General features: G+C 25.3%; 11 protein-coding genes. 6 read left to right on the top strand and 5 right to left on the bottom strand.

Annotated features, from left to right (window positions below; translation table 11 throughout):
* Position 1: 1 nt before the first annotated feature.
* Positions 2–3,112, bottom strand: coding sequence for a helicase C-terminal domain-containing protein (locus IC175_RS14270; RefSeq protein WP_227851653.1), 3,111 nt, complete (start codon positions 3,110–3,112; stop codon positions 2–4).
* Positions 3,113–3,336: 224 nt separating this feature from the next.
* Here IC175_RS14270 and pdaA point away from each other — a divergent pair, with 224 nt between their 5' ends.
* A complete protein-coding gene (pdaA, locus tag IC175_RS14265; protein WP_227432773.1) occupies positions 3,337–4,161 on the top strand; it encodes a delta-lactam-biosynthetic de-N-acetylase in 825 nt (274 codons plus the stop codon).
* 94 nt (positions 4,162–4,255) lie between these two features.
* Here the strand turns inward: pdaA and IC175_RS14260 are convergent, their stop codons facing one another.
* Positions 4,256–5,041: a GNAT family N-acetyltransferase gene (locus IC175_RS14260; RefSeq protein ID WP_227851652.1), complete on the bottom strand. Its 786-nt coding sequence runs from the start codon at positions 5,039–5,041 to the stop codon at positions 4,256–4,258.
* Between the two features lie 195 nt (positions 5,042–5,236).
* On the bottom strand, positions 5,237–5,371 hold the full coding sequence (locus IC175_RS19460) for a hypothetical protein (RefSeq protein WP_255287760.1): 135 nt from the start codon (positions 5,369–5,371) through the stop codon (positions 5,237–5,239).
* 312 nt (positions 5,372–5,683) lie between these two features.
* Here IC175_RS19460 and IC175_RS14255 point away from each other — a divergent pair, with 312 nt between their 5' ends.
* The 3 genes from IC175_RS14255 (at position 5,684) to IC175_RS14245 (ending at position 7,490) form a co-directional block, all read left to right on the top strand.
* Entirely contained in the window at positions 5,684–5,962 is a 279-nt protein-coding gene (locus tag IC175_RS14255) for a winged helix-turn-helix transcriptional regulator (protein WP_413926667.1), read from the top strand.
* A 78-nt stretch (positions 5,963–6,040) separates the two neighbouring features.
* A complete protein-coding gene (locus tag IC175_RS14250; RefSeq protein WP_227823704.1) occupies positions 6,041–6,595 on the top strand; it encodes a cysteine hydrolase family protein in 555 nt (184 codons plus the stop codon).
* Positions 6,596–6,815: 220 nt separating this feature from the next.
* Positions 6,816–7,490 carry an MgtC/SapB family protein gene (locus IC175_RS14245; protein WP_227432770.1) on the top strand — a complete coding sequence of 225 codons (675 nt, stop codon included), beginning with the start codon at positions 6,816–6,818 and terminating at the stop codon, positions 7,488–7,490.
* 43 nt (positions 7,491–7,533) lie between these two features.
* Here IC175_RS14245 and IC175_RS14240 read toward each other — a convergent pair whose 3' ends face one another.
* Both IC175_RS14240 and IC175_RS14235 read right to left on the bottom strand, forming a co-directional pair.
* Positions 7,534–8,217 carry a hypothetical protein gene (locus IC175_RS14240; RefSeq protein ID WP_227432768.1) on the bottom strand — a complete coding sequence of 228 codons (684 nt, stop codon included), beginning with the start codon at positions 8,215–8,217 and terminating at the stop codon, positions 7,534–7,536.
* 441 nt (positions 8,218–8,658) lie between these two features.
* Positions 8,659–9,468 carry a MerR family transcriptional regulator gene (locus tag IC175_RS14235; protein ID WP_227851651.1) on the bottom strand — a complete coding sequence of 270 codons (810 nt, stop codon included), beginning with the start codon at positions 9,466–9,468 and terminating at the stop codon, positions 8,659–8,661.
* A 410-nt stretch (positions 9,469–9,878) separates the two neighbouring features.
* On the opposite strand from IC175_RS14235, the gene IC175_RS14230 reads away from it, so the two are divergent.
* The gene (locus IC175_RS14230; RefSeq protein ID WP_227482294.1) at positions 9,879–12,113 is read left to right on the top strand and encodes an EAL domain-containing protein; all 2,235 of its coding nucleotides are present in this window, start codon (positions 9,879–9,881) and stop codon (positions 12,111–12,113) included.
* 413 nt (positions 12,114–12,526) lie between these two features.
* On the top strand, positions 12,527–14,260 hold the full coding sequence (locus IC175_RS14225; RefSeq protein ID WP_227432764.1) for a sensor domain-containing diguanylate cyclase: 1,734 nt from the start codon (positions 12,527–12,529) through the stop codon (positions 14,258–14,260).
* Positions 14,261–14,603: the final 343 nt, after the last annotated feature.

Genomic DNA, 14,603 nt, shown 5'->3' with positions numbered 1-14,603 from the left:
TTTATGTTTCTCTCATAAATATATCTAGATTTATTAGATAATTTTTATCGAAATACTTTACTCTCATATCTTTGTTTTCAATATCTATATGATATACTTCTCCTTTTACAGCTCTTTGCCTTATATTTTCATTGATATCTTTTTTTATAGTATTTTTATCAACTTCATCATTTTCTATTTTAGTATTGACCTGTAATGCTTTTATAGTATCAAATATAACAGATTTTAGTATTAGGCTTCTAGATTTATTTAAGTGTTTTTTTGCATAAGTATAAAAATCGTTACTATTCATCTTTAAAATTTTACAACCATGCAAATCTTGCTCTAGTCTTTTTAATGTGCTTATATTAGTGCCAACATCAAAAATCACAAAGCATCCATAATCATATTTACTTCTTAAAAGTCTTCCCATAGCTTGCTTTACTTTTATAGTCATCTGGGGATAATTTATACTGTAATAATCTATATTATACTTCTTCATTATAGTATAATACAAAGGGTCTTTAGGGTTTAAATTAGGAAGCTTGTCCAAAGTTACACATACCAAACCATCGCCTGGAATGTCTACACCTTCAAAACATCCTTTTGAGCCAAGTACTACACACTTTCTATTTAAATCATTAAGATGTCTAACACCTTTTTTATTAGCATAAATTTCTAAATTTAAACCATGCAAATATTTTTTTAATATATCATAAGTTTTTTCTTGTCTATTTTTACTATTAAAAAGAGCTAACATATGCCCTTCTGTAATGCATGATATATTCGATATAATTTTACTTATTTCATTTGGAAATTCAGCATTTTTATACTCACAAATATCAGAAAACGCTACTACAGAAACCATATTCTTATAATCAAAAATTGGTTCTATAATTTTTTCTATATTCTTAACCCTATCTATTCCCAATGTAGTTTTAAAATAAGACATATTTTGAGATAAACTTAAGGTTGCTGATAAAAATATTCCTTTCTCTAGCTGAGATAAAATATTTTCTTCAAATAAATCTGCTATTTTTAATGGAACTACTCTAAATTCAAAATCATTATAATTCTTTTCAATTTCAACTATTCTTGCATAATCATCATTCTCATCATACTCTAAGAAAATTTCAAAAACAATTTTTATATCCTCTAAATCTCTTGTCTTTGCTTTTCCAAACTTATATATATCTGTTTCTTTATCTATACTATCATCATCAATATTCCTATAAATTACAATTATTATTGAAACTAAATTTTTTATTATTTTTTCACAACTTAGTTTTATCTTTTCACTATACAATCTATAGCTAACTTCAGTATCTATATCATCTTTTTTTATTTTTCCTGCAATTTCATCTATTTGTAAATTTAATTCCCATCTTAGGTTATAATTGCTTACATTACCATATTCACTACAATTGCCAAATGCTAATATTGAATCTATTTCTTCAATAATAAGATTTATACTCCTAGCAATCTTTTGTTTATCTTTTCTTTCAATTTTTAATATATGATAGAATTTATCAAAAGCCTTTATTTTCTTCATGTTTGTATTAGTTTTTTTATACATAAAACTACTATCTTGTATAAATTCATAAGGATAAATTTCTTGCAATAAGTATCTTAAAGACTTTGAATTTATGATACTTGAAAAAAAATCATATCCTTTTTCAGTTAAATTGTGAGCCTCATCTACTATTATATTTTCTAAAGGCTTTTCATCTTTATATGGCCATTTAGCCAGTAAAGAGTGGTTTATTACTGTTATATGTTCATCTTTTAACTCTTCTGTCCTATTTTTATATAGACAATCTTTTTTACATTTTTTAGGTTTACACATGTTTGGGTCACAACTTATATTTCTTAAGTGAGTATTTATTTCCTTGAAGTTATCCAACACCCAATAATTTATTTCTTCTATATCTCCATATTTACCACCTTCAACTAATCTTTCTAAAAATATTAAAGATAATATTTCTTCTTTAGTAGGTTCTTGAGACTCATAATCTGCTATATATGCTTCTAATCTATCTATACATATATAGTTGTTTTTTCCCTTTATATATCCATAACTTACTTTACCATTTAACCCTAAAGAATTTAACACATTTGGAATATCTTTATTTATCAATTGTATCTGCAATTCTTTTGTATCAGTAGAAATTAGCAATCTTTTTTTATTAATTCTAGCTTCTAATATAGCTGGCAATAAGTATCCAACACTTTTTCCTATCCCTGTTGGCGCCTCTATGCACGCAATTTTTTCGTCATCTTCATTATTTCTAAACAATTCTCGTATTGCCTTAGTAAGCTCATACTGACCTGGTCTATATTCATATGTAAATCCCTCTTTACTCTCCCATATATGCTTATATTTTAATAATTCTTCATATTTCTTTTCTTGCTCACGTAAAATTTTTAAAGTTTCTTTTTCTTTTATATTTTCTTCTTTTGGATTAAACTCCTCATGTTCTTTTATAATACTTACATCATGAGATAAATCATAGTTTGCTTCTTCTAAAAATTTACTCCATTCCCATTTTCCAAGATTAAACTTATTTAGATATGAATTTATTTTAAAACTTAATGGCTCTAAATTAGTTTTCTCATGGTTATTAAATCTTATTAAAAGAGAATTTACAATATTTATAGTATCAATAGCATCTGATAAAGCTCTATTCTTGGTCTCAGATTTATCGCTAGTTAAAATACTTTTTAAATACACCAAACTATAATCCTTATGATATGGCTCTAAAATAATTGCCAACTCAATTGAATCAATAAATTTATTTTTTAGCTTTGGCATATAGTACTCAAAAAACTTTCTTTTAAAACTTAAATCATGACATATAATCAGACTATCTCCTACAAAATTTCTTAACTCCTCTTCTACCATTTTTAGATTAAAAGCATCTTCTAAATCAATTTTTTTAAGATTATCACATAGAGAGAATACTTCTATAGGTACTTCAGCTTTATTTTTTATTAACGATTGATATGTCTCAGCTTTCCAATCTTTAATTTTAACAGCTCCAACTTCTAAAATTTCTGAATTTAAATAGTCTATTCCACTAACTTCTATATCTAAAAAAACAACATCATTCAATATACTTATTATATTATTCATTTTTTTATCCCTTCAAGTTAAACCAATTTCACTTCTACACAATAATTGCTCCTTATATTTTATCATTTATAATGTATTTTGTTTAAGATAATTAATGTTATTTTATATATATTAAAAGAAACTTCTTTAATTTATTATTTGTATATATGAATATTTTTAACTATAAATATTCAAACTATATTATAAGAAAGATTTACTTGAAATTTTAAATAAGAGGTGACATTGTGAAAAAAGATAGCCTGAAAAAATACATTATGATAGGAGCATTCGCTTTAATACTTTTTGGAATTGCTAGTATGAACTTTAAATCCCTAGATAAAACAAAAACTCAAATTTCTAGTCCAACACTTGATACACATGAATATGATTGGTATTTTAATCCTAGAGAGGATGGCAAACAACCATCCCCTATAAAAGAAGCCAATTTTTTTAAGAAATATGATTCATATTATGTAGGAAACCCTAATGAAAAAGTTATATACTTATCATTTGATGCTGGATATGAAAGTGGGAACACTCCAAAGTTGTTAGATACACTAAAAAAACACAATGCAAAGGCACAATTTTTCGTAGTTGAGAGTTATATAAAAAGTAATCCAGATTTAATAAAACGTATGGAAAAAGAAGGTCATTTGGTTTGTAATCACTCAAAAAGTCATCCATCAATGGCTGGGATTACAGATTTTGAAAAATTCAAAGAAGAAATTACAAGTGTAGAAAAAGCATATAAAGATGTTACTGGAAAAGAAATGCCTAAATATTTTAGACCACCAATGGGTAAATTTAGTGAACAATCTCTAAAATATACACAAGACTTGGGTTATAAATCTATATTTTGGAGTTTTGCTTATGTAGATTGGTATGAAAAGAAACAACCTACTCATGAGTTTGCTAAAAACAAAATTTACTCTAGAACACATCCTGGTGCAATAGTTTTATTACATCCAAATTCTTCAACTAATACTGAGATATTGGATGAAGTACTTACACATTGGGAAAAAGAAGGTTACAAACTTAAAACACTTGACTATTTAAGCAGTAAAAAATAACATTTTAATTAAAATAAAACTCCCTCATGAATTATAGTAAAAATAAATCTATTTATAAATACTTTAATTCTTGATGGAGTTTTGTGTTTTAGAATTATTTAAAAAGCATTGTCCATTCATTTATCTCTTCATATCCTATATCGTGATATATTTTTCCTGCTATTTCATTATTATAAAAAAGACATGGTATTTTCCCTTCTGACAATAGTTCTTTACTTAAATTGTACACCATATAACTAGCAAGCCCTTTTTTTCTATGCTGTTTGTCTGTACTTACAGAAACTATCATTGCTAAAAAACTAGTTTCCATACCAGTTGATACAGTACTAATCATAGTATTATTATCTTTTATGAAATATGCTCTTACGTTACCTTCTTTTAAGTACTCTTTTCTTGCTTCTATGTAATTTGGACTTACCTTATATCCTGATTCATTTAAAAGTTTTCCTATTTCATCAATGTCTCTTTCATATGCCTTTTCTATCCTATATTCATTCATAGTAGAAAAATCCAGCTCTTTTATTTTCTTTAATATACAAAATTTATTATCCAATTTTTCATAAAAATCTTTGTATATACTCACTAGTCTATCTATTACACACTTTTTTCCACTTATACTTTCTATATCTAATCCTTTTATATGGCTTTTCATTTCTTCTACATCAAAATTATTTTCTAAACTATAGATTATAAGTGTTGACTTATTTTTTAATATTATAGAAGTTATACTTCCTTCTTTTATCTGAGACCATACTTTTTGAGAATCAGAACTAAATCCATAGTTTTCAACATATCCAATTATAAATAAGTTTAAACTTTCTTCATGTGATACATATTGCCAGAATTTTTTTTCTAAAGTATTATCTATTTTTACAATCAAGTGTACATCCTCCTTTTGTGTTAATAATGATATACCTTATAATTTATAGTATCATTTAAAGTTATTAACTTCTACTAAATATTCTAAATTTTTTTAAATAATTTAAATTTGTAAATTTATAATTTTTTCAGAAAAATCAATCAGTGATTATATTATATTTTCTACTTTACAAAATTGAACTATATTTTTAAATTTCTATGCAATATGTTGGTATTTCTGTTTATATTCTTTTAATGCCTCATCCCAGGCTTCTTCTACTGAGATACCTCTCTTGGTTGCAATCCTTTGTGCTAATTCTATTATTCTCATAGCTTTTCTTGATATATTCATATATTTTCCTCCTCTAAATTATCATAAATTATTTTAAAATTATCTAATTTGTATCAAATATATTACTTACTTATATATTACTAACTATTTGTGTACTAAGTGTGAACTATATTAGAAGAAATTTAGAACTTAATAAAACACAAATTTTATATATACTTCATATAGATTTGTCATATTATAAAAACAGTGATATAATTTATTATCATTTTATGGAGGTGATATATTATAAAAATAAGAGATGAATATACATGCCCTCTTGAAATTGTACATGATATCATTAAAGGGAAATGGAAGACTATAATTGTATTCAAGTTGAGACAATGTAATAAAACATTCTCTAACTTAGAGCATAGTATAGATGGAATAAGTCAAAAAATGTTAATCCAACAATTAAAAGAACTTAGAGAATTTGGTATTGTTGATAAAATCAGTTCAACTGGATATCCATTACATACTGAATATTTCCTTACCAATCGTGGCAAAAAAATGCTCCAAGCTGTAGAGATAATGCAAGAAATAGGTATAGAATATATGCTTGAACATGGACAACAAGAATTTTTAGACAATAAAGGAATCTGTTATAATAAATAATTCTATACATACCAAAAAGTAAGTAATTTACATTTCATTTAGCAGTATTATAATTAAAATATAAAAGGAGGTATAAATATGTCTATAGCTTTAATTTTAATTGATATTCAAAATGATTATTTTAAAAATGGGAAATGTGAATTATTTAATACAGAAAAAACTGCTGAAAATGCTAAAAAAATACTGACACTCTTTAGAAAAAATAACTTACCAATTATTCATATACAGCATATATCAATGAGTTCAACTTCATCATTCTTTCTCCCCGACACTTATGGTGCAAAAATAAATAAAAATGTTTTTCCACTTGAGAATGAAGAAATTATCATTAAACATACACCAGATAGTTTTTTTAAAACACGTTTACAAAGTTGTCTTGAAGAAAAAAACATAGATAAATTAGTGATTTGTGGAATGATGAGTCATATGTGTATTGATACAAGTGTAAGAACAGCAAAGAAACTTGGATACGATATTACGCTTATAAGCGATGCTTGCACAACAAAAAATTTATTTTGGGATGACAAAGAGATTAATGCTGAAATTGTACATCAAGTATTTATGGCATCCTTACAATCTAGTTTTGCAGATATAAAAAATACAGACATTTTTTTGTCTAATTATTGTAAATAAAAATATTTACCATTATAAAGAGCAAACTTAATTAATTTAAGTTTGCTCTTTAATCATATAATCTTATATATCCCTTCTAGTATTTTTATATATATAAAATACTTTTTCTGATTTTAGATTTAGGTGCAACAATCATATAATTTTCAAATGTTACTATATCCACATAAAAAATGTAGTGTTATAGTATATATAATATTACATAAAAGGGGGTGCTAAATAGATGAATAATCATATACTTATTCAATTTGAATATATAGCAAGAATCATTATTGCTGGTTTATGTGGAGCTTTGATTGGATATGAAAGAAAGAATAGGCTAAAAGAAGCTGGAATCCGAACTCATTTTATAGTAGCACTAGGATCAGCACTTATAATCATTGTTTCTAAATATGGGTTTGATGATGTAGTAGGTACTCCAGGTATTGGTTTAGACCCTGCCCGTGTTGCAGCACAGGTTGTCAGTGGGATAGGTTTTTTAGGGGCTGGATTGATATTTATCAGAAATCAATCAGTGAGTGGACTTACTACAGCTGCTGGTATATGGGCGACAGCAGGTACAGGGCTTGCAATTGGTTGTGGATTATACTTACTTGGTATTGTTTCAAGCATTATTATCGTTATCACGCAAATACTACTTCATAGAGATAGGAAATGGATGAAACTCCCTACAGCAGAGCAGGTCTCTCTCAAAATTTCTAACAGCACTGATTCAATCTCATATATTGAAGAAAAATTTAAGCAGTCTAAAATTGAAATTATAAATATGAATATTAAACGCATTGATGGAGATTGGCTAGAAGTAATTATCTATACTAAATTACCCAAAGGATATAAAAAGACAAATCTGTTAAAGTTGTTTAGTGATAATCCTCTTATAGAATCTTTAGAGATATAATATAAAAAATAGACTAGCTAAAAACTAGTCTATTTCTTTGTTACTAATAACATATTTTACAAGCTACATATCCATTTGCTTCTGCTTCTTCTCTACTCATTGAAATTGCACCTTCCATATTATGTGCAGTAGGAGAAGAATGATATTTATTTGATTTAGATTTTCCTCCATTTGCATATACAGTTTCAGATGTTTTTTGGTTGTTTGGATTTGATTCTTCAGTTTTAGGATTTTGAACTTGAACGTTTTCAGTTGACTTGTCGACGCTTTCTTTATCAAGTTTTTCTGCTTTTTCCTTTTCTTCTTTTTCTTTCTGAGCTAACTCTAACTCCTCTTGTTTTTTCTTTTCTTCTAACTCTTTTTTCTTTTGTTTCTCTAAGTTATCTTTTTCTTCTTTTGCTTTTAATTCTTGTTTTTCTTTTACTTCCTTGTCTTTTGTATCCTGTTCTTCTTTTCTTTTTATTTCCTGTTGCTCATTTAAGTTAGGTTCCGTTGCTACTTTAAACGTTGCTCCCCACCATACCCAATTGAACATTAAGAGTATAAACACTACAAATAGGCTTATAACAACTTTTAATGTTTTCACTATTTTATTACTATTTTTATTTATACTTTTTACTAAAAATAGAATAGACAATAATAATAATGTTAATGGTAATAATAAAATTCCTATAATAACAATTAATATCTTTTGCCAACTTTTTAATACTTTAAACTTCTCAAACATAAATTCCCCTCCAAAACAATAAGTTAACTACTTTATCATCCATGACTATCAATCTAATAAGATTTAAGTCTGATAAATATTGATGTTAATTTTTAATAATCCCTTAATTTTCATCCTATATCCCCCTGTTTATACATTATTAATTAAATTATATAGTAAACAAATAATAAATGTTGTCGAAAATCAAAATTATATATTGTTAATTGGGTATAAAGATAATTATTACTAATTTTCAATTTAAACACTATCTACTTATACTTTAACCAATATAAAACATAATTAAGACTTATTCTTATGTCACACACAGAATGGAAAATGAAACAGTAAATATTTTAGAAGTTCTTAAAATACAATTTGCCACCAATTTTATAATAAAGTGGCAAATTGGTGGTAAATTTACATTTTTTTATGTTATTTATTGTCTAGTTTATTAAAATTTAGCTATTTATTTATAGGAACTTGAATTTCAGTTACAAATTCATCTACAATTCCAGTTTCATGTATATCTATTTTATATATCTCTATTGGCGCAGCATTTATTTTATAATTATTTTCTTTTATAAATCTAAATACTTTTTCCATATATATTTTATTATTAGAGTTACTTCCAGTATAATTTAATGTTACATAGTACCCCTCATCAAAAACTATATTATATATCTCCTCATTATCTTCCAAAAAACAAAATACAGACTTAAACTCATTAAAGATACCATTATTGATTGCTTCAATAGAAAAAGCAGAACCAATATTATTATTTCCAAGTATATTAAATCTGTCTTCATATTCTTTTTGAAGCTTTTGAATTAAGAAATCAAAATCCTCATCTCTTTCTATATCAGCATTTAATTCTAAGGCTTTTCTTTTTTCTATATATACAACTTCTATCTCATCTATTTTAGTATTTTGAATCACACTTTCAATTGAACTTAATCTTGTTATGATATTTTCCTTGTGACTTACAAGCTCAAGCATCTTTTTGTCAATTAAATCAAGTTCTTCATTTAATATAGTTTTTGTAGATTCTATACTTCTATCATCTAAATATTCTTTTATCTTTTTCATCGGAAAATTCAAACTTCTAAATTCTTTTATCAAATTCAATTTCCATATATCAGATATATTATACATTCTATATCCATTGGTATCTCTAAATGGTTTTAGAATTCCTATTTCTTCATAGTACATTAAAGAATCTCTTCCTATACCATATATTTTAGATATTTCTCCTATTTTATAATAATCTTTCATTTATATATAAAGACCTCCATAATTATATTTTTTCTTAAAAATAAATAACTCGTCTATTTCCCTAATTCTATTTTAGAATATACTAAAAAATCGTCTAAAACAAGTTTTCAAAAATAAATTGTATTTTGTTAACTATCTAAATATATCTATATTTTGTTCATTATTCTATTATAATATTGATTATGATGTTTCTGACTCTACGCTTTTCAAAAGATATATTTGACTTTGTATTTACATCTATGCCATTATGTTTTTATATGATATTTTTTATTTCCAAAATATCCCTTTATAAATTTAATAATATTGATATATTATCTCAGTATATTGTTCAAATATTAATTAACATTTAAATATTTTTAGTATAAACACAGTTAGTATCAAAAAATCAAAGTATCTTATGGAGGAATGCTATGCCAAATTATGATTATATAAAAATGTTAAATAAAAAAGTAGAACTATTGTCTAAAGATTTAGAGAAAAGAAATTGTAAATTAAAAGTCTCAAACGAAATAGATTTTTTTACTAAAATGCCAAATAGAAAATGTATATATCAATATATTGATAATTGTATTTCAAAAAATACTTCTATTGGAATTATGTTATTAAATATTGATAATTTTAAATTATTCAATGATATATACGGATACCTAGTTGGAGAAAATTTATTAATTAATCTCATTCAAAAACTATTGTATTATGTTCCAGAATCTAAAGGAATAGTTGGCCATTTAAAAGGAGAAGGATTTTTGATTGCTATCCCAAATATATCAAAGGAAAAATTAGATGATATGGGAACATCTATTATAAAATCTGCTAGGGAATTAAAAATACAACTTCCTAATGAAAAAGAAGTCTATTCTAATGTTACATTTAGTATTGGTAGTACAGTTTGGAATGGGAAATCAGATGTAACTACTTTAATACTTTTAAATCAAGTATATAGTGCTTTAAAAAAAGCTAAAAGTGAAGGTAAAAATAGATACATTTCATTTGATTTTAATGATAATAATTTTTATAATAAATTAGAAAGTGATAAAGAATTTTTATCAGAAATATCATATGCTTTATTGGATAAACAAATTGAGGTATTTTACCAACCACTTTATAACATAAAAAGTAATACTATAGTTGGATGTGAAGCACTTGCACGCTGGAGACATCCTCTTAAAGGGCTTCTCACTCCAGATAAATTTATATCTTTATTTGAACACTCTGGACTTATAATAGAATTAGATTTATATTTATTTGAAGAAAACTGTAGAAATATAAGAAGATGGATTGATAACAATGATGTGTTTGTATCAATTTGTTGTAATTTTTCTCGTCTTCACTTTTTTAACCCTAATTTTCCAAGTACTTTAAAAAATATTACTGAGAAATACAGTATATCTACATCAAATTTTAGCATTGAAATTACAGAAAATATATTAATAGAAGATACAAATACAATTATTCAACAACTAAACGAATTACGTTCTTTTGGTTTTTCTGTATCAATAGATGATTTTGGCTCTGGATATTCATCCTTTGGTATGTTGCAAAATCTCCCTTTGGATATAATAAAAATTGATAAAATATTTTTATCCCATGACTTAAATGATTTTAAAAATACAACAATTTTGTATTCTATAATAAATATTGCAAGAGCTCTTGGTATGCTTACAGTATGTGAAGGTGTTGAAACAAAACAACAAGTAGAGTTTATCAAAAGCATAAACTGTGACATTGCTCAAGGTTTTTATTATGCAAAACCTATGGAATGTAAGCAATTTGAAAAGTTACTATCTAAAAAAAATACTTCAGATAAAATGTTTATCAAATATTCTGATATAGGAAAATCTTTAATAGAAAAAATCTTTGATGCATTTTTTATTATGCAAGATATGCAAAAACTAAGAGCAAATGTTATTGAAAATATTAAATGGTTTGATTTTTATAACAAAAAAGAACTTATATCTTTTTCTGAGGTGATAGAACACTTTGAAAAACATATCAAAGGTAAAAAATTTTCTATTCTTTATAAAAGTATAACTCCACATGATGTTGGTTCAGATTCATTACTAATTAGTGGAGAAGCTGTTTTATCTGATGAAACTACTGATTATCAAAAATATAGTAATTTCTATTTTAGTGCAAATTGTATTATTTCAGAAAATAAATTAATCTTAACAAAAATACATTTAGATTTAATTAAAACTGCTGGTTATATAAATGAATTTGAATCATATTCAATACCTAAAATGACAAACACTCATCTCGATGAAAGTAGTACTTTATCACAATTTTATTCAATGCTACCTGTAGGTATCATTCGCTATGATTTACTTGGTGATATGATTATTACATATATGAATGAGGAAATGTTTGATATTATAGGTTATACAAAAGAACAATTTTTTGGTGAAATGAGTGGCAACTTAAGAGCAATTGTTCATCCAGATGATTTAGATTTTGTTTATAAAAAAAGTTTAGAAATGATTGACACAAATAATATTAATCCTTTTTTATACAGATTTATAAAACGTAATGGTCAGATTGTTACAGTTATGTATAAACAATGTAATCTTTCTGCAATTGATGGAAGATCTATTGCACAAGGTATGTATATTGATGTTGATAAAATAAAAAATTTAATAGATATTTAATTTTAACTGTCTCAACTATAAATAAATTACAAATACTGTTATAGATTTATTAAATTAAAATTCCAATTTATGTATAATTAATAACAATCGTTCGACAAATTGATGATAAAATTCCCACTATGTGCTATAAGTTAATATATAATGCAATAAAATTAATTTAAATTTAAGGCACTAGGCTATTTAGAGTAACTATTTTTGATTTATTTGTGTTTTTATAATAAAATCATTTGATGCTATAAATCAGAGTTAACATAGATAAAATAAGTTTTTATATAAAAAACCTACTTTTACTTAAAATATTGCATAAATTTTTCTTATTTCATAGAAATGTCATAGTTCAACAAAGTTTTCTAATTTAAAAGCATTAATGTATAATATAATTAATTTATATAATATTAAGAAAGGGGAATATCATGAGCACACTCTCAAAAAAAGCACCTGAATTGGTAAGACATATTTTAATGAGTTTTTATGTAAATCGAGATATTAATGAGGTATTAAGATATCTGTCAAAAGATATTACTTGGATTGGTCCAGGAGAACAAGAGTTTCTCACTTCTTTTAATGAAATAAAAGACTATTTTTATGCTGGTCAAAATGAAGTCCCTTCTTGTGATATGAATAATGAAACATTTGAAGTTGTAAGTGAAGATAAATATAGATGTATTGTAGTAGGAAAATATACTATTCGTACTAAAGAAAATGACCAAATGATTTTAGAGGTGTGTCAGCGTTGTACATTTGAAATAATTGAAAATAATGGACAGTTATTGGTGAGACATATGCACATATCAAATCCATATAGTGAAATGCAAGTTGATGAATTCTTCCCTAATAAAATAGGAACACAAAGTTATGATTATTTGCAAAGATTACTAAAGGAAAAAACAGAAGTAATTGAAATGATTACCAATAATATCAATGGTGGATTAAAAGGAAGTAATGATGATGATACATATTCATTCTTCTATGTCAATGAAGGATTACCCAAAATATTAGGATATACATACGATGAGTTTATTGAAATGAGTGGTGGCTCTGCAGTAGGTGCTGTATACCCACCAGATTTACCTAAAGCACTAGAAGATTGCCAACGTTGTTTTGCAAAAGGCACTACCTATTCATCTGAATATAGAATACGTAAAAAAGATGGAACATTAATGTGGGTATTAGACTCTGGAATGAAATCCTTAAATAGTGATGGTATCGTAAAAATTAATAGCATTATTACAGATATCACTCAACTAAAAAATATAGAGTCTGAATTAAAGTTAGAGAGAGAACGCTATCGCATTGCTTTACAAAACATTACAGATATTATGTTTGAATATGACATTGAAAACGATAACTTTATGATATATCAACGAGTTGAAATAGACCGAAAAATTGAACTAGAAAATTTTGAAACGAAAAATTATTCTAACATATTGAAAGATGGAAAAAGCATTCATCTTGATGATATTGGTAAATTATTAGAAGTACTTCGCGGAAATCTTCGTGAAACAATTGAAATACGACAGTTAGAATCATTAACTAAAGATGAATGGAGATGGATTCGTGTTCAATGTTCAGTTATTTATGATGGTGATCATAATCCAATCAAAACAATTGGCGTTTTGAAAGATATAACTGAAGACAAATCTAAATTAGAAAAATTAATTGCTCAAACTCAACGAGATCCATTAACACAGCTTTATAATCAAAAAGCATCAGAAAATTTTATAGATGAGTATCTTAACAATACTAAACAAAAAAATAGTGAAGCCTTAATGGTCATTGACATTGATGACTTTAAAACTGTAAATGATTCTTTTGGACATTTAGAAGGAAATGAAGTTTTAGTTGCTGTTTCAAAAATATTAATGCAAAATGCAGATGATAAGGATATAGTTGCTCGTATTGGCGGAGATGAGTTTATGATATTTATGAAATCGTTGACAAAGGATTTTGTAATAAAAAGTATTAATGATATTTTAACTGATGTAAGCAAAATAAAAGTAAAAAACAATCATCAAATAACATTAAGTATTGGTATTGCTTTTGCTACAGATTCAAGTAAATCATATAAAAACTTATTTTCTAAAGCAGATGAAGCTTTGTATTTAGCAAAAGCAAGTGGTAAAAATTGTTACAGAATATGTGAATAATATATTTATTTAACATATTCCATATTAATATAAATTTAATTTATAAGATATATACTTTTATAAATGCTATAATGAAGCACTGTAAACAGTAAATTCTTCCCAAGTTAAGTTATTACAATCAATATAATTTTTAATAATTCAACTTCTTTACTATATGCTCCAATCCTCTAACTACTACTTATATATTAAACTTTCTGAGGTTAACATATAGACCTCTTTACTGGTTTTTATACTATCTTTTAATCTTATACATATTTTATATATAACGAAATATTTTTGTATAAAAACATTTCGTTATATATAAGTTTCTAATTTTATAATCAATAATATAAGTTAAAATATT

The sequence above is a fragment of the Clostridioides sp. ES-S-0123-01 genome (genome assembly GCF_020658415.1).
Taxonomy (GTDB): Bacteria; Bacillota; Clostridia; order Peptostreptococcales; family Peptostreptococcaceae; genus Clostridioides.
Note: the sequence above shows the minus strand (reverse complement) of the source record. Positions and strands in the feature narration are given on the sequence as shown.

Excerpts from the sequence above, each read along its gene's own strand:
- IC175_RS14235 (WP_227851651.1), bottom strand. The coding sequence starts at position 9,468 with ATGAAAGATTATTATAAAATAGGAGAAATATCTAAAATATATGGTATA.
- IC175_RS14270 (WP_227851653.1), bottom strand. The coding sequence starts at position 3,112 with ATGAATAATATAATAAGTATATTGAATGATGTTGTTTTTTTAGATATA.
- IC175_RS14225 (WP_227432764.1), top strand. The coding sequence starts at position 12,527 with ATGAGCACACTCTCAAAAAAAGCACCTGAATTGGTAAGACATATTTTA.
- IC175_RS14230 (WP_227482294.1), top strand. The coding sequence starts at position 9,879 with ATGCCAAATTATGATTATATAAAAATGTTAAATAAAAAAGTAGAACTA.
- IC175_RS19460 (WP_255287760.1), bottom strand. The coding sequence starts at position 5,371 with ATGAATATATCAAGAAAAGCTATGAGAATAATAGAATTAGCACAAAGG.
- IC175_RS14245 (WP_227432770.1), top strand. The coding sequence starts at position 6,816 with ATGAATAATCATATACTTATTCAATTTGAATATATAGCAAGAATCATT.
- IC175_RS14250 (WP_227823704.1), top strand. The coding sequence starts at position 6,041 with ATGTCTATAGCTTTAATTTTAATTGATATTCAAAATGATTATTTTAAA.
- IC175_RS14240 (WP_227432768.1), bottom strand. The coding sequence starts at position 8,217 with ATGTTTGAGAAGTTTAAAGTATTAAAAAGTTGGCAAAAGATATTAATT.